A 16,402-nucleotide genomic window follows, 5' to 3' on the forward strand; every position below is an offset into this window, starting at 1 on the left:
GCTTAGCGCCGATGGTAGTGTGGGGTCTCCCCATGCGAGAGTAGGTCATCGTCAGGCACCTATACCGCAGAAAACCCAGCCACCCGGCTGGGTTTTTTGTTGCCTGGAAGGAAAGAAAAAAACCATGTCATGGCGAGGAACGCAGCGACCATCTTAACCCGTGGCACCATGCCCCCGGAGATTGCGTCACTACGTTCGGAAGGACAAAGCTGTCGTTATTTGTAATATTAAAGCAGTTGTTTTAAATATATCTATAACAATAAGTTGCGTATTAGATATGGTATTGTTGCCACGCAGCATCTAGTATTATGCTGCAGGTGCCCAGAAGTAAATTCTCAGGAGGAGAAGCGGTATGATGACGCAAGTAGCCAAGAAGTTAGCAATTGCCCTATTTATGGCTTTGATGGCGGGCGGACTGATCGCTTGTGACGATCAAGGCCCTGCTGAAGAAGCGGGTGAAAACATTGATGACGCCGCAGAAGATGCCGGTGAGAGCATGGAAGAGCTCGGCGAAGATATGGAAGAGTCGGCCGAGAACTAGGCCGAGCATTTTTTTGGTGAGTTAACCGAAGCAGTCGCTGAAAAGCGGCTGCTTTATTGTTTGTATCGCGTCTATTATGGTTCGTCTAAATAACGATAAAAATGAGGTGGCAACGTGCTACTACAACGCGATAAAAGCTTGCTGTTAATGGTCGATTTCCAGGCGGGGTTACTGCCTGTGATCGATGGTGGTCAAGAAGCCGTTAACGTGGCTGCTTGGCTAGGTGAAATGGCGTGCTTGCTTGAGATACCTGTATGGCTAACCGAGCAGTCTCCAGAAAAACTGGGGGGATCCTCGGCGTCACTGCTCGCCTGCCTAAATGACTATCAGCTCTGGCAGAAACAGCATTTTGGGGCCATGGCGGAAACTGAATTTCGTGAAGCGTTAAACGCATCAGGAAAAGCGCAGATTGTACTGTGTGGAACAGAAGCGCATATCTGCGTGCTGCAAACGGGGTTGGGGTTATTAGACGCAGGCTACGAGCTGTACTGGCTGAGTGATGCCTCTGCCAGTCGACGCCCGCAAGAGGCTGCTTTTGCCCGTGAGCGCGCCTGCGCGAGCGGTGCTGTGGCGGTGACGGCAGATATGGTGGCTTATGAGTGGCTTCACCGCTGCGATACAGCGCTGTTTAAAGAGGCGCACCAGCGCTTTTTAAAGCCGCGCGCGTCACGCCCCGTACGTTTCTATTAGGCCATTCGCTCTAGCGATCGGCTTCTTTGCGAGTAAAAACGAAGGTATCACCCTGGGATGCCGATGCATCGAGGCGATAGCCTGCCACATCGAACGCCTTGAGTTCATCTGGATCGTTCACTTGTTCCTGGATAAGCCAAGCGCTCATCAGTCCACGCGCTTTTTTGGCGTAGAAGCTGATGATTTTAAAGGTGCCGTTTTTCTCATCTTTAAACACTGGCGTAATGATCCGGGCATTGAGCTGCTTGGTATCTACCGCTTTGAAGTACTCATTCGAGGCGAGATTAACCAACACGTTGGAGCCGCTTTCAGCAATGGCTTCATTAAGTGCAGGTGCAAGGATGGGCTTCCAATAGGCATACAGATCCTTACCGGCACTGTTAGGCAGCTTGGTGCCCATTTCAAGACGGTAGGCCTGAATCAAATCCAGCGGCCGTAGCAGGCCATATAGGCCAGAAAGTATGCGCAGATGCGACTGTGCGTAACGGTTCTCCGCTTCGCTGAAGCTTTCCGCTTGCAGGCCGGTATAAACGTCGCCCTGAAAAGCCTGCGCAGCAGGTTTGGCATTGCTCAGCGTGAAAGGGGGGCGCCACTCCTCAAAGCGCGCTGCATTCAGCCCCGCCAGTTTATCGCTGATGCCCATAAGTTCACTGATTTGCTGGGGCGAGTAGTCGCGCAAAATAGTGATCAGCGCTTGGCTGTGTTTTAGAAAGTCAGGTTGTGTCACCTGCTCTGTGGTCGGTGGGGTTTCAAAATCCAGCGTTTTAGCGGGAGAGATAACGCTCAGCATCGCATGCTCCTAGGGCCATCATAAGTGAACGTAGTATACCAAGCCTCGGCCAAGGCCGAGGCTATAGCTTCGATAGTTCTGGCAGAGCCGCTTACTGCCTATAGGCGGAGCTCAGCAGCCGCTTAAGGGCAGGGATTCGGCATGCGGCGGTGAATGTCTTCGATTGCCTCTAGCACGTCGTTGTCCAACTTGAGGCTCTCGCTGGCAAGATTGCTTTCCAACTGCTCCATGGTGGTCGCACCAATAATATTGCTGGTCAAGAAGCTGCGCGAGTTAACAAACGCCAGCGCCATTTGCGCAGGCTCTAGCTCATGCTTTTCAGCAAGCGCAACGTAAGCCTGGGTGGCCGCTTCGGCTTCGGGCGAAGTGTAACGCTTAAAGCGCTCATAAAGCGTCAAGCGACCTTTGGGTGGCTGCGCGCCATTCAAGTATTTACCTGAGAGCACCCCAAACCCTAGCGGTGAATAGGCAAGTAGGCCGACTTCTTCACGGTGGGAAATTTCAGCCAAACCAACTTCAAAAGAGCGGTTGAGAAGGTTATAGGGGTTTTGGATAGACGCCACGCGCGGTAAATCCAGCTTATCGGCAAGCTGCAATGAGCGCATCACTCCCCAGGGCGTTTCATTAGAGAGTCCAATAGCTCGCACCTTGCCTGCATCAACCAGCTCTTTAAGAGCCGAGAGCGTTTCTTCTAGCGGCGTCGCATCTTCGTCTTCGCTATGTACGTAGCCCAGCTTGCCAAAGAAGTTGGTTTGACGGTCGGGCCAGTGCAGTTGGTAAAGGTCAACGTAATCGGTGTTCAAGCGCTCCAAGCTTGTGTCGATGGCCTGATGAATCTGCTCACGGGTTAAGCGCGGGCCACCCCGTATATGGTCAAGCCCTGGGCCTGCGGCCTTGGTGGCTATGATCAGATCGTCCCTGGCGCCACGCTGCTTTAGCCAACTGCCGATATAGCGTTCAGTTAAGCCCTGGGTCTTGGCCATGGGGGGGACGGGGTACATTTCTGCGGTATCAATAAAATTGATGCCAAACGCCACGGCTCTATCAAGCTGTTCGTGGGCTTCAGCTTCGCTATTTTGCTCGCCAAACGTCATCGTGCCTAAACAGAGTCGACTTACCTTCATGCCGGTTCTGCCAAGTGGGCGCGTTTGCATTTTTATCTCCTTACTAAGGCGGAATTGCCACAAGATAAGCCACCATTACCAGGCTGGTAAACGGCGTATGAATGGCATGTTAGCGAGGCTCATTGTAAGCAGCAAATTAATGGGGTTGAGTCGTCGCAAAGGCAGGCGTATGCTTGCCAGCCCATCGACCGGCTAAAGGCCGGTTTCTCGTGTGGTTGGCAGCTATTTTTGTGACTGCTAGCCCAAGGTTCCAACAGATAGGCAGGGTGGTTTGCCATGCTGCAGGCATCAACATTGTTTACACGGCTAGAGTTTCGCCTAGCCGAGCGTCTGTTTCATAATCGCTGGCTATTGCCGCGTTCTCCGCGTACCCAGCGTTTAACGATGCGCTTATTTAAGCGTTGTGCTGAGGCGGGTCACCCTGATGCGCTTTCCGTTTATGGCCATATGCTCTTTCATCGCAGTCAAACACCTCAGGATAAGGCGCGTGGTGCGCGGTATGTTCTGGAAGCAGCGCATGCAGGGGATGTAAAGTCTCAGTATCAAGTAGCGCAAATCCATGAGCATGGCTGTGTGCAATATCCCCGCCGCGAAGATTATGCGGTGACGTGGTATGCCCGCGCTGCCCAATCTGGGCATTTTTTAGCCGCGGAGCGTCTTGCCCGAGCTTATCGCCTGGGTGAGCTAGGCTTGGCGGTAGATGGCGAGCGAGCCGCTTATTGGCAGCGACAGGCCGAACAGCAGCCGCTAGATGACGTGGCCGTTGCATAAGCGCTTTCACGTTTTGATTGAGTGAGGAAGGTTGTGTCCGAGACGCTACCCACAGTACTAGATATTGAAGCGTCTGGATTTGGGCGTGGCAGTTATCCCATCGAAGTAGGCATCGCACGGGCTGATGGAAGCTGCTGCGCCTTTCTCATTCAACCGCTAGATGAGTGGACGCACTGGGATCCAAAGGCAGAACTGCTGCACGGTATCACTCGTGAGCGCCTCATTCATGAGGGCTATCCGGTGCGACAGGTTGCCCACTGGTTAAACGATGAGCTGCGCGAGTTAGGCAAAGCCTACAGTGATAGCTGGGGCTACGACAATACTTGGCTTTCGCTGCTCTTCCATCACGCGGGCATGTTGCCGCGTTTTCGCCTTGAGGCGCTCAGGATTTTGCTTAGCGAAGAGCAGCAGGCAGTGTGGAGCGACACCAAAGAAGCGCTGATCGCCGAACAGGGGATTCACCGCCACCGGGCAGGTGAAGATGCCCGCTTACTGCAGCTGACCTATCAGCATACCCGCAAGCTCACCGAGCACCCGGGACGTTAGTCACTCTTCCCTCGCCAGTTTTATAGCTGGGCTTCCAGCGCCTCGAGCAACTCATTGGATGACGGTGCATCGAGCAGCATTTCGCGGGTGGGAGACGCCAAAAAGCCATGACTAACCGTGCTGTCTAAAAAAGTCAGTAGCGGCGAATAGAATTCGTCGATGTTCAACAACCCCATGGGTTTTTCATGCAGGCCTAGATAGCCCCACGTCCATATTTCAAACAGCTCTTCCAAGGTGCCAATCCCGCCGGGTAAGGCAATAAAAGCATCGGCGTTGGCCGCCATGGTGGCTTTGCGTTCGTGCATATTGCGCACCCGTATCAGCTCACTTAAGCCAAAGTGGGCCTGTTCGCGCTCCACCAGATGGTCGGGCATGACACCAATGACGTCACCACCGGCCTCAAGTGCTGCGTTAGCCAGCTCGCCCATCAGGCCAACTCGTGCCCCGCCATAAACCAGCGTGTGGCCGCGTTCAGCGAGCGTGCGTCCCAGTTGATGGGTCGCCTGGCGGAAGGCAGGGCTGTTACCTTCACGGGAGCCAAGATAAACGCAAATTCGAGCCATTCGTTTATTCCCTGTCGTTAAAAAATGAGCGTAACTAAAACCGTAGCCAAAAAGAAAACGAGATTACTACGAGGCTTAGGGTAAAAGGGGCTTAGGGTAAACAGCGGTCTACCTGATAGTGCTCATCCATCCACTGCCCAATCACATTATTACCGCAAAGGTGGTGGGCGTACTGGGTATGCAGGCAGCGTATCTGGTGCCAGTTGCTAATGCCGCCAATCCCACGTTTGGTCATCACGTCGGTATAACCCAATTTAGCCACTTCTTCACGCTGAGCATCGCTCATAGCATCCCAGCGGGCGTTCACATAGTCGCGATGGCTCTGTTGGTAAGCCTCAAGAAACTCAGGCTCTTCCTGCAGGCGTTGTTCGAGCGCTTTGATAACCCCAGCGGCTTCGATGCGGGAAATCTCAACTTTCAGCACATCGGAACAGAGCCAATACAGGGTGGGGAAGGGTTTGCCGTCGACAATCGGCGCCATGCGCAGTACTAGCGGTGTGCCTTCACCGTCGGTGGCGGCTACCGCTTCGATACCACGCGGTGCGCGGCCAAGCTGCTGGGCAATAATGGCGAGCTGACGTTCGTCAGGCGCTTGGTTGGTGCGTATCACCATTGGGTTGGTCTCTCACGAACGGTCGTCTTGAACAAATTTAGTCGAGCGGCCAACGGCACGGAAAAAGCAGCGATTGAGCTGTTCGGGCGACGCGACATAGCACCACGTCCGCTCACAGTATTCAGCGGCTCGTGCCATTAGCACGTCATAAAGGCGATTGAAGGGGGCATCATAATCGTAGGGGTCGGCACCAAACAAGCGGATATGCGGATAGTCGGCAAAGCGCTCAATGAAATAGCGCTCAAGGTCTGCCTCCACAGCACGATGCTGGGTGACGTTGTCAGGATCTATCCAGAGGTTGTAGCGGATTGCCATTATAAGGCTCCTGTTGCCCCGGCAGTGCGGGGCAGCGTCAATCAGGCGGGCTCTGGCGCGTCTTGTAGATGCGACGTTAGCGCCTCACGCAGGTCACCCTCAATGGGCATGGCGCACTTGGCCTGGTGGTCATACTGCACCATAACGGTATGCCCCAGGTTAGTGAGCTTGCCGTGCTGCCGCGCCTCCTGGGTGACTGTAAACGAGCTATTGCCTAACCGCGTTAAGTAAGTACGTATTTCGATATCGTGACCGTAAAACAGTTCAGCCCGGTAGTCGACTTCCATGCGCGCCATAATCAAGCGCCACTGCTTAGGGTTTAAGTCAGGGGTAAAGAGTTTGAACAAATCATTTCGGGCAAGCTCAAACCACGCTGGCAGGCGGGTGTTGTTAATGTGCCCTAAGGCGTCGGTATCGTAAAAGGCGGGCTCAATGGTACGGGTAAACATAGCTTGTCCTTGTTATTAAAAAAACAGGTATTAGTACGGGTAGTCGCAACGGCAACGCTTAGGATTAACCCAAGCAAGCGCTTGGTCAAGCGGTGCGGCGTTGATAACACGCAGTGAGTTGCATCCACCCCAGCAGCCATAGCGTGGCAACAGCGAAGCCGGCTAATGTGCCCCATAGCAGCCCCAGCGTGCTGTAAGTATAGGAAACACATAGCGTGTAACTCAGTAGCGAGCCAAGTCCCATCGGGTAGTGCTTGATCACCGTCGCCACCGGCGCTGCCCCATGGTTCAGGTGCAGGATCAGCAAAAAAGGCAGCATCGTGACGGGAAAGGCGGCCAACGTTCCCGCCCAGGCGGGCGGCAGCCAGTGGGCAAGACTGGTAATGGTAAATATGATCACGGTGGCAAGTGCCGCGCGGACGGCTAGCGCCGGTAACGAAAACGTTCTGCTGGCGGGTATCCTGACATCAGTAATGCTGCGAAATAAGCCACTGAACAGAGCAATGGTGCATAGCGTCACCAGCGTGCCGCTCAAACGCGTGAAGTTAAACTGAGCGAGCAGCGTGCTAACGACGAGCCAAGCGACTAATCCGCCCGCCACGCCGCCAATGACACCCTTAACGCCAGGCTGGCGTCCTGCCACCCAATAACCGGCCCCTAGCGCCATTGTGGCCGTAAAGCCCGCCAGGGTATGCACCGCACTTTGGGTCGCAAATTGAGGGGAAATTTCCAAGCCGATAAAAAATAGCGCCAACGCTGTGCCTAATGGGTAGCCCGCCAGTAGGCCCGCCAGGCGCGGGCTTGCGCGCACCGCAATCGCACCTAGCCCCAGCACCATGCTGATCGAGAGCCCTAATTTCGCTAGCTGCCAAGTGAGAGGGACTTCAATCATACGGCGTCATCCTTGCTGTTTTTGTTTGGGTGCTGTCAGGGCGCGTTTTTTTAATTAAACCAAGCGCAGGCCTTGCTGGTCACGCCAGGCGGCCTCTAGCGCCTCTTGCAGAGGCGCTTTCAAGTGCGCGGGAAGTGCCTCATGAGCCGCTTGCAGTGAATCAAACGAGCGGTTGCGTAGCCAGCAGTACGCCCAGGCGCAGGCTTCGGCGTCGCTATCAGGGGTCGGGCGAGCGGGCATTTGATTGAGCAGAAAGACCGCAGTGCGCGGCGCCCATAGCGGCATTTCACCTAGCTCATCTTGGCTCCACTGCTCCAGGGTAGCGCCGCTGGGCGTGGCGTCGGGGGTGCCTAATTTAGCTACCCGTGCTGTTTCGGCCAAAATGAGCGCTAGCTGATCCGTATTCGCTTGCCCAAGCGAGCGCCATTGCCGCAACAGCGCCGATAGGCCCGCCCGCATCTTGGTATAAAAGTCATCTTGCGGCATGCTTGGCATCACCCCTGTTCAATAAGTGAGATTTTTCATGGCCTACGATTTTGCCACGCCTGTGGAGCGACGCCACCCAGAAGGTGGTTGGGCATCACAAAAATGGCACCGCTACGGCGACGACGTATTACCTCTTTGGGTCGCCGATATGGATTTTCGCTCTCCACCTGCGGTAATTGATGCACTGCAGGCGCGCGTGGCCCACGGTGTCTATGGCTATGGCGAAGTGCCCGCTACGTTAACAGAAACCCTGTGCCAGTGGAGCGCCCACCACTATGACTGGCCCATTCAGCCGGAGTGGCAGCAGTGGTTGCCAGGGGTAGTACCTGCCTTGCATTTGGCTGCGCTCGCGCTGACCGAGCCAGGTGATGGTGTATTAACAGTGATACCCATCTATCCGCCGTTTCTAGCAGTGGCAGAGCGCACCGGGCGTCTGCCCCAGCAGGCGATGCTCCAAGCGCCTTCGAATCCCGGTGAGCCTTGGCAGCTCGATATTGACGCCCTGGAGGCGGCGATTACGTCGCGTACCCGTCTGTTGCTATGGTGTCACCCCCACAACCCGACAGGGCGCGTATGGCATCATGAAGAGCTTGCTGCGCTGGCTGAACTGGTAGAGCGCCATGATCTTTGGCTGGTATCCGATGAGCTTCACTGCGACCTGCTATTAGATGAAGGCGCGTGCCACCGGCCGCTGGTGGCGGCATTTCCTGAGCTGGCCAAGCGCACCATCACCCTGTGGGCGCCCTCTAAAACCTTTAATTTGGCCGGGTTGACCAGTGCTTGCGCGTTGATCCCTGAACCTGCTCTACGTCAGCGCTTTGCAGCCGCAGCAAAAGGGCTGCTGCCCGATAGCAACATACTCGGCTTGGTCGCGGCGGAAGCGGCTTATCGTGAAGGTGAATCGTGGCGGCAGGAGCTGTTAAGCGTACTACGCGAGCATCGTGCGACGCTGGAGGCGCGAGTGGCTGGCTGGCAGGGCGTTCGTTGGAGTGCGCCGGAATCAACGTATCTAGCCTGGCTGGATATACGCGAGGCGGGCCTAGGCAATGCGCCCCATAAAAGGCTGCTGAAAGAGGCGGGGGTGGCTCTTTCAGACGGGGCGGCCTTTGGCTGCCCCGGCTTTGTGCGGCTTAACTTTGGTACCACCGCTTCCCAGCTGGAAGCGGCGCTGTCTCGTATGGATTCCCTGCTGAAGCGGGATTGAAAGCCTTCAGAAGACCTTAGTACAGCATCGCAAAAAGCTTACGGCGGTAAGCAACGGTCAGCGGGTGGTCGGCGCCCAGGGCGTCGAATACCTGCAGTAGCGTTTTACGCGCTGCGTCATCGTTATAGGCGCGATCCTGCTTCATCAGCGCCAGCAGCGCCTCCAGCCCTTCATCATAATGACCGTCGGCCACTTGGCGCAGGGCGCGCTGGTACTGCGCTTCGCTATCGGTGCGATCGCCCAGGGCTGCGATCTCTTCGGCTGAGAGCGCCTGTTCGCCAAACTCAATGCTGGCGCGCACGCCACGCGCGGGAGCCGCATCGCGCTCTTCCGGGGGCAGATTATCCAGTACTTCACGCGCCTCGCTGCCACGTCCTTCGGCTACCAATGCCCGGGCGAACGCGACTTGATAAGCGTAGTGTTCCGGGTACTGCCCCATCAAGGTTTGATAAATTTCGCGCGCGCCCGCGATATCGCCTGCCTGCAATGCTTCTTCCGCCTGCTCTTCTGGGGTGGGGGGCGCTTCGCCGGGGGCGGGGAAGTAGCGATTGAGCCACTCGCGTACTTCTTTCTCCGGTAGCGCTCCCTGGAAACCATCCACCAAGCCGCCCTGGCTAATCAGCTTCACATCGGGCACTGAGCGCACGCCCAGTTGGCCGCCGATTTCTGCATTCGCGTCTATATCGAGCTTGCCGAGCAAAAAGGCGCCTGCGTATTCCACTACCAGTTTCTCAAGCACTGTGAGCAGGATGCGACTGCTATCGGTGGAAGGCGAATAGCAGCCCATCAGTACCGGCACCTGCATGGACGCTTCCAGCACCTGCTGAATATTGCCTGCGTTCAATTCAATAATGACATCTTCAGGACGCACCGCCACACGCTCATCGGTAGGTGCGGTAGCATCGGTATTTCCAGTATCCGCGGTGAGCGGTTTACCTGAACGGGGATCAATAATCGACATGGGTAGACTCGTCAGCAAAAAATGAACAATAGTTACCCATGATATGCAGGCATGCCCCGGTGGATTCAAGGAAAAGGCAGGAAAATAAAAAGCTATAGGTGAAAAAACCGTACCTTTCGGTAACGGTTTTTTCTGGGCGTTTTTACAACTAGCGGGCACAAAAAAACCAACACCCGTTAAAGGTATTGGTTTCTTCTATATTTGGTAGCGGGGACCGGATTTGAACCGATGACGGTTATGAGACTGATGATATAAAGACATTTATTTTGTCCTTAAATGGTTAAATATGTCTTTAAACCTTATGATAGAGCGGTTTTTGGCAAGTGCCGCTTCTGGACGTAAGGGATATTAATGACACAAGAAAACGTAGGAGATTGTCACAGCCATCAATTGGAAGCAGTGACCGTAAGTCTCGGGAAGCGGTATCGCAAACTAGTTACGTGGGCGCATGATGAAGGTTTGCTCGATATTCTCCAGGTCATTTATCACGCCCAGGGGCTAAGCCCTCGCAATGATGCGATTGCCAATTTTGTAAGAGAATGCTCTCACCCTGAATCTGTCATGATTCTTTCTACTTGGGCAGGTGATCCGGTTGTCGATGAGCTGCAACGGTTTGTCGGTAGTTTTAAGGATTCCCACCTCATCTCCCGAGAGTACCCAGTAGAGGCACATGCTGGTGATGTAGAACAAAATAAGCGTCAGTTTCAAGAAGGAGGCGTTAAAAATAAAACCTTCCTAATCACCATGATCACCAATCCGCAGGCTCCAGCAAGTAACGAAGAGCTTTTGTTTTGGCGCCGCCTACTGCGCTTATGGCTCGTCGTACATGCGTCGCGCCGGGTTGCTCATCAAAAATGTATTGCGGATCGCAATATTAGCAATGCTGCCCGATTTATTACTCTCGGGCCTTACGATGAAAAATGGCAAATGCTAGACACGCTATTACGTCGATGCCGTACTTATGTTGGAGACCGCGAGCCTACTCTAGAGCGTGTTAACGACGCGTTCAATTTTGCTGCCGAAGAGATACGTCTAGATTATTCAGGCGACAGAGCTGCTAGTCGTTTTTTTAATTCGATTTCTCATATTGCGCGTGATGAAGTTGCTCCCATTAATAATGAGGTTACGGCCCCGCTATTACGCATTGATCGATTCGTGCAGCCTGCCGTTGCCGTGGTCCAGCACGTTGATGAAGAGGGCGAAGGTACCGAATATCAGTTTTATGCCTATCGACACGAAGTGGGAGCGGATCTTGATCCAGAGGAAGACGAAGGCACTTATGTTGCGACGGTAGATCCTTCAGATAGTAACGCTGAGCAACGATTGGCGAGCCGCAGCTATTTTGTGCAAACAGCAGAAGAGTCGCATTTTTTGCCATGGAGTTGGGAAAAGCTTTTACCGCCAGAGAAAGCGATTTTGCTGGGCTGGATAGATCAGGAACTTTTCTCCTCTGACCCAGCCAATCAGCTCGGTGCGGTGATGGTTTGGCTGTCAGTCCGGTTTTCGCGCTCCCTTCACTTTACTGCGTTATTTCGGATTGATGAGGTCTACGGTGATGAGTGGACGTTGACACAAGATTTTTCCTTTATCGTGAGGAAATCTCCGCGGCGGGCGAATGCTTGGCAAGGCAGTGTTAAGGCACTTGAGTATATCCGCCCGTTAGAAGAAGTGCTTGCCATTGAGCTACCTGTCCAAATAACCAATGTTCTCCAGCAGAGAGCTAGTCAGTTAAAAACTTCTCTGACCACGCTAGGCGACCTATGGGACGACACTCTACCGCTGGAGCGTTGGTTTTATCAGCAGGCACAATTACATTTTCCCCGCGTAACGAGCGCTAAGCTGGCGCATGTTTGGGGGCAGGTTGTGTTTGATAGCAATCACGATCCACATTTGGCGCGACTATTAACTGCTCACCCCAATGCGGGACTGCCCGGTGCATCCAGCTATGCAACATGGGATATCACCGCGATAGAAAAAGGACTGGCTCTGCCTCTGATCGCATCTAGACCTTTTCCGCCCAGCGTCAATCTCATTGGTAGTCGTCTTTCGCCAATAACGTCCTTGTTGCGTCAAGAGATAGTACAGGCGAGGGCTACAGTCGAAGCGGGTGCAGAAGCAGGACTCATTCACTACCATAACGCACTGGCGCAATACTGTGTGATGGGACTCTACGCTGCTTCGGGTGGTCGATATCTCAAAGATCCCTTTGAGTCACTGCAGCATTTTAATATCTCAGCACGCTGCTTATATCTGAACGATAAAATAGATCAGGGACGTCGAAGTAGTCGCGTGGTGCCATTGCCCACTCGGGCCGTCGAACTCGTGCAGTGGTATATCAGCCATTTGCAGTCACTGGCTAAGGCGCTAATTACTGTCAATACTGCGCTAGCGGATGAAATACACAAAGCACTAGCAGGTGCGGGTGCACCAGCCCTTCCGTTTTTCTTCTTACTAGATGAGAGACTGGAATGGCATTCCATGTCGACCGTGGATTTACCCAGTGTGCCCTTATTTCAATGGCCCTTGCCAAACAATGTATTCCGCCATCGCTATGCTCAACAATTACGCTATTTAGGCGTACCAGCAGAGATAGTCGACGGCTGGATGGGGCACGCAGAGCGAAGTGTAGCGACCTATGGGGATTTCTCGCCGCGCTGCTGGCGTGCTGATGTTAACGACTATGCTAGCGCCGTCGATGCTGCCTTTAATGATCTGGAATTCTCAATTCCGTCTGCGTCTTCGATATGCCCGTCATTGGCCAACCTAGGAGGTAATAGTGTCGAGGAAAATCAAAAGGCACCACAGGCACGGCTCTTTGGGCAACGCCTACGCGAAAAAGAGCGCCGACAAACTATTCAGCGTGAGCGCGAAAAGGGCGATGCGGACATTAGCAGTTACTTAGGGCGGAGGGCGATATCGGATATTCAACAAGCAGACGTTGATACGTTGGTTCAGCGGATGCTGCATCGAAATAACTCCGTCATACACCCGTATGCGTCGCTCCGCTTGTCAGTTTTGTTGCGGCGCTTGGAGGGGGAAGGCAGCCAATATCAATATGCGATAAACAAGCGCGTCGCTGAGGCCTCAGCAGAGAAATCACTCGTAACGGCACAAGCCGTGAAGGCTGTTTCGTTACTACCTAGCTTGGAGCAGTGGGCAGAGAGTCTTCGCAAAAAAGGATTAAAAGCACAGTTTTCCAAACTGGGTGCTCTGAGTGTCGGTGCTCTATTGTTTTGTCTGGAAAAACGCATTAGCTATCAACGAATGTTGCTCGATGTAGCGCGAGGGCGGAACTATCGGCTCATTCAGCATCGGCAAGACTATTTGCTTGAATATAGTGAAAGCCTTAACGTCACAAACCACCTTGCCCCCGTCCAGCGGCACCGAATTAGCTATAAAACCGCGTCCTTGTTAGCGGCGGGGCAAGGCATTCAAAAAGAGGTCGATCTCAGCCAAGTCCTGCTTCCCAATAGTATAGTCTCTCCTCCAGAGGCTTTGAGAGCGCATCTGCCAAATGTAAAAGAGGCAAGTGTTCAAACTGTATTGGCCACACTAGTTGAGCTGATTAGCCAGGCCAATTTACTAACGCTGCCCGGTTTAGTGGCGGGTGCATTAGCCGGACGTGTTCCTTCAACAAGCTTGCCGTTAGTCGATGAATTACGCATTCGTGAAGGCGTTAGGTTGGTGTTTCCTTCTAACCATAGCACGCACGACAGCGAGCTGAATGTGTCGACTACTGTGATGCCTGGCTGGCGGGATATCAGTAAAATTGAGCAGCAAGAAAATACGAATCGGCTTTATACCGAGGTGCAAGACGTTCTTAATGAGTATACGAAACGGCAATCGCGTCGGGCAGCGTCACAGCTCGACAAGTTATCTAATGGATACGAAGGGCAGGTGGGAGCTTGCGTCATACTGTTAGTTCGTTGGATTAGCTTTCTCATGCGGCGGGGCAAAGTCGGAAAGCAAAACGACTATGCACAAAGTTCTTTAACGCGCTATTTCTCATCATTGAAGACTGCATTTGCTGAGTTTGGCTACCAAACAAATCTAGTCGATTATGACGAAGAGGCGGTGACGGCGCTTTATGCGAAAATGCTGACGTTTGTCGAGTTGGCATCACAAGATGCAACATACTTTAGTCATCGGCTGCGCGATTTTCATTCCTGGGCCGAAACGTTAGGGGTGGCAAGTCCCGACTGGCAGGAGTTGTCTATCGAGGATGACCGTCGCAGTGTGCGCCCCGGTATGCTGGTACAAAGCGAGTACCTTACGTGTCAGTCCGCGCTACTCGCGAAATGGAAACACCATAGCGATGAAAAATATCTGCTACTAGGCTTCGTGCTATTACTCACCTTTCGCTTTGGTTTACGAGCGCAAGAAGCGATCGGACTGCAACGAAGTGATTGGTGTGAGTATCAAGGCTCCCGTTGGGTACTGGTACGCGACAATGCCCAGCGTAAGCTGAAAAGTCTGGCGAGCCGACGCGTAGTGCCTTTGCTTTTTGCACTGGATGCAACGGAGGAAAACATCATTCAGCAGGTGTTCAGCCGTTTCACGTCATTGGCCGGTCATGACACGAAACGGCCTATCTTGTGTGAGATTTACGAGAGCCAGGCACGGTTGATCTCTTGGGCGCTGCAAATCAGTCCGGTTTTAATTCAGTTGCTTCGCCAAGGGACATCGAGTGGCGGGTTAACACTGCATCACTGTCGGCACGCATTTTATAATACGCTTGCGCCTTGTTTATTCGGTATGCAGTCAGAGCTAACTCAGTCAGTCACGGGTGACGCCGATGCACGAGCAATACGCCAACAAGTATTGGGCGCTAATCACTCAGTGTCTCGTCGGAGTGGCATGGCAATGGCGAGGTTGATGGGACACCGACACCCGCGGATTGGATCGCTAAACTACAGTCACTGCTTATTTGACTGGGCAGATCAACTAACGCCCGTACACCATCAGCGGGCAAGAAGAATTGTTGGTGTTCTACACACTGACACCTTGTTGAGCACCAAAGCCCCTGCGCTTGAACAAGTCGATGTCACTGTATGTTATGCAGAGCTAAGCCTTATAGCACTGTGGAAAGTGCTGCGGTTTGTAGGGCTGGGGATGAGCTACGAACGTGCGGGACGGCACGTGAATATCCGGCCAGAAGACGTTGAGGCGATTGCTACAGTCGCTCGCCAAGCCGAGTCACATATGCGGTTCAAGCTTAAAAATAACAGTGATAGTTGGGTGAACGGAGAAAGCTACCCCTATATTTTATTAAGAAGCCTCGGCGAAAAATCATGGCGTCGATTTTTTGAACATATCGAGAAAGTGGAGGAAAGCGACTTAGTTGGTAAAAATAATGGGGTAAGCTTATGTGAATTGCCATTTTTGATTAGTAAGAACCGTCAGCTATTAATGAGCCACGAACAACATGTGAGGTTTTTTATGAAGGCGTTGGCTCTTTTTGGTGTGCTCAAGGAGGACATGCAAGTTGCATCTAGAAATATGCCAGTCGAGCTTAGTAATGCATTGAAAGAAAACGGATTATGTCAAGAAGATGCCGCCAGCGGCTTCCAACTCGATCCGTTTCCCATTGTGGTGGCGGGCGTATTGGACCGTCGTCAGCAATACGCAGCCCTTCGCCTCAACAGGTCTCCGGTTGGCGTTGTACGCAATAGTCACGAACTCGCCGTTGTGGTTCTAGCATGTGGTCTTTTCGGTGCACTATCTTCTCCTGTACTAGATAGTTGACAGTGATTCACTGCCCCCTTTTATCGAAGCCAGTCGGCGCTGTTCAAATTGAGGATTTTTTGTTTTGGGTATCTTGAGTGGACGCAAAACTCGACCCAGGCTCTGTGTTTAGGTTGCTTTTAATCATGCGGCGGCTACACGCCGATTAAGTCAGCATTGACGCACTGCACAATAGAGCCGATTGGTACGAACATACGAGGAGCTGGAGGTGAGTTACCTCCTGTCAGGATGATGAGTGACAATCAGATCTTATATTTTCTGGATCTATTTTTGCGGTCTGTGGCTTTCATTTATCGTTAGTGCGTCATAGATACGATACTTAAACAAATCTGCATAATTGCGAACTGGCATGACTGCGGTTATGCAGCATTCCCTATAACGCAAAACCTCATCTGTCTCATCAGTCCCTAGTAGTGCCCTTGCTAGGGCATTGATCTGCATCTAGAACGAAACCTTAGGTTTACCCTGCACGTACTTGCGCCATTTCGTTCAAACACTCCTGACCAGCCTCATTGATGGTGAGTACACTGGTTTTTTAGCCTAATAGTGGAACCAGGTGTTACCGGTTTAAGCGAACCCGCATTAAAAGGATGAATCGCCCCGGGTTTCGTAGACACCTCTAGGCCTTATACTAAAGGTACCTAGGAGGATCCATGAGCCATCCCCGTTACACTGAAGAATTCAAAATCGAAGCCGTTAAACAGGTGGTAGA

Annotated in this window: 15 protein-coding genes; 6 read left to right on the plus strand and 9 right to left on the minus strand. The window is 53.0% G+C overall.

What is annotated here, in order from left to right; all coding sequences use genetic code 11:
* Window positions 1–352 precede the first annotated feature (352 nt).
* Window positions 353–541 carry a hypothetical protein gene (locus HZS80_RS22365; RefSeq protein WP_008956376.1) on the plus strand — a complete coding sequence of 63 codons (189 nt, stop codon included), beginning with the start codon at window positions 353–355 and terminating at the stop codon, window positions 539–541.
* A gap of 114 nt (window positions 542–655) precedes the next feature.
* Window positions 656–1,231 carry an isochorismatase family protein gene (locus tag HZS80_RS22370; protein ID WP_008956375.1) on the plus strand — a complete coding sequence of 192 codons (576 nt, stop codon included), beginning with the start codon at window positions 656–658 and terminating at the stop codon, window positions 1,229–1,231.
* A gap of 10 nt (window positions 1,232–1,241) precedes the next feature.
* Here the strand turns inward: HZS80_RS22370 and yaaA are convergent, their stop codons facing one another.
* Both yaaA and HZS80_RS22380 read right to left on the minus strand, forming a co-directional pair.
* Window positions 1,242–2,021, minus strand: a complete 780-nt coding sequence (gene yaaA, locus HZS80_RS22375; protein ID WP_035565860.1) for a peroxide stress protein YaaA — start codon at window positions 2,019–2,021, stop codon at window positions 1,242–1,244.
* Window positions 2,022–2,143: 122 nt separating this feature from the next.
* Entirely contained in the window at window positions 2,144–3,175 is a 1,032-nt protein-coding gene (locus HZS80_RS22380) for an NADP(H)-dependent aldo-keto reductase (protein WP_035565863.1), read from the minus strand.
* Between the two features lie 246 nt (window positions 3,176–3,421).
* Here HZS80_RS22380 and HZS80_RS22385 point away from each other — a divergent pair, with 246 nt between their 5' ends.
* Both HZS80_RS22385 and HZS80_RS22390 read left to right on the plus strand, forming a co-directional pair.
* A complete protein-coding gene (locus HZS80_RS22385) occupies window positions 3,422–3,916 on the plus strand; it encodes a tetratricopeptide repeat protein (protein ID WP_179917363.1) in 495 nt (164 codons plus the stop codon).
* A gap of 33 nt (window positions 3,917–3,949) precedes the next feature.
* Window positions 3,950–4,462, plus strand: a complete 513-nt coding sequence (locus HZS80_RS22390) for a hypothetical protein (protein WP_179917364.1) — start codon at window positions 3,950–3,952, stop codon at window positions 4,460–4,462.
* 20 nt (window positions 4,463–4,482) lie between these two features.
* Here the strand turns inward: HZS80_RS22390 and HZS80_RS22395 are convergent, their stop codons facing one another.
* From HZS80_RS22395 to HZS80_RS22420, 6 genes are all read right to left on the minus strand, one after another.
* Window positions 4,483–5,025, minus strand: coding sequence for an LOG family protein (locus tag HZS80_RS22395; protein WP_179917365.1), 543 nt, complete (start codon window positions 5,023–5,025; stop codon window positions 4,483–4,485).
* Window positions 5,026–5,116: 91 nt separating this feature from the next.
* Window positions 5,117–5,638, minus strand: a complete 522-nt coding sequence (locus HZS80_RS22400; RefSeq protein ID WP_179917366.1) for a DUF501 domain-containing protein — start codon at window positions 5,636–5,638, stop codon at window positions 5,117–5,119.
* Window positions 5,639–5,650: 12 nt separating this feature from the next.
* Window positions 5,651–5,953 carry a hypothetical protein gene (locus tag HZS80_RS22405; protein WP_179917367.1) on the minus strand — a complete coding sequence of 101 codons (303 nt, stop codon included), beginning with the start codon at window positions 5,951–5,953 and terminating at the stop codon, window positions 5,651–5,653.
* Window positions 5,954–5,994: 41 nt separating this feature from the next.
* A complete protein-coding gene (locus tag HZS80_RS22410) occupies window positions 5,995–6,402 on the minus strand; it encodes an acyl-CoA thioesterase (RefSeq protein ID WP_035576454.1) in 408 nt (135 codons plus the stop codon).
* Window positions 6,403–6,487: 85 nt separating this feature from the next.
* Window positions 6,488–7,294, minus strand: a complete 807-nt coding sequence (locus HZS80_RS22415) for a hypothetical protein (protein ID WP_179917368.1) — start codon at window positions 7,292–7,294, stop codon at window positions 6,488–6,490.
* Window positions 7,295–7,348: 54 nt separating this feature from the next.
* Window positions 7,349–7,780: a hypothetical protein gene (locus HZS80_RS22420; protein ID WP_035565920.1), complete on the minus strand. Its 432-nt coding sequence runs from the start codon at window positions 7,778–7,780 to the stop codon at window positions 7,349–7,351.
* Between the two features lie 37 nt (window positions 7,781–7,817).
* Here HZS80_RS22420 and HZS80_RS22425 point away from each other — a divergent pair, with 37 nt between their 5' ends.
* Entirely contained in the window at window positions 7,818–8,984 is a 1,167-nt protein-coding gene (locus HZS80_RS22425; RefSeq protein ID WP_179917369.1) for a MalY/PatB family protein, read from the plus strand.
* Window positions 8,985–9,000: 16 nt separating this feature from the next.
* Here HZS80_RS22425 and HZS80_RS22430 read toward each other — a convergent pair whose 3' ends face one another.
* Complete coding sequence (locus HZS80_RS22430) at window positions 9,001–9,945, minus strand: co-chaperone YbbN (protein WP_035565888.1); 945 nt, start codon at window positions 9,943–9,945, stop codon at window positions 9,001–9,003.
* A gap of 351 nt (window positions 9,946–10,296) precedes the next feature.
* Between HZS80_RS22430 and HZS80_RS22435 the strand changes: the two genes are divergently transcribed.
* Window positions 10,297–15,690: a hypothetical protein gene (locus HZS80_RS22435; protein ID WP_179917370.1), complete on the plus strand. Its 5,394-nt coding sequence runs from the start codon at window positions 10,297–10,299 to the stop codon at window positions 15,688–15,690.
* The last annotated feature ends 712 nt before the right edge of the window (window positions 15,691–16,402 follow it).

The sequence above is a fragment of the Vreelandella glaciei genome (assembly GCF_013415125.1).
In the GTDB taxonomy this organism is placed as follows: Bacteria; Pseudomonadota; Gammaproteobacteria; order Pseudomonadales; family Halomonadaceae; genus Vreelandella; species Vreelandella glaciei.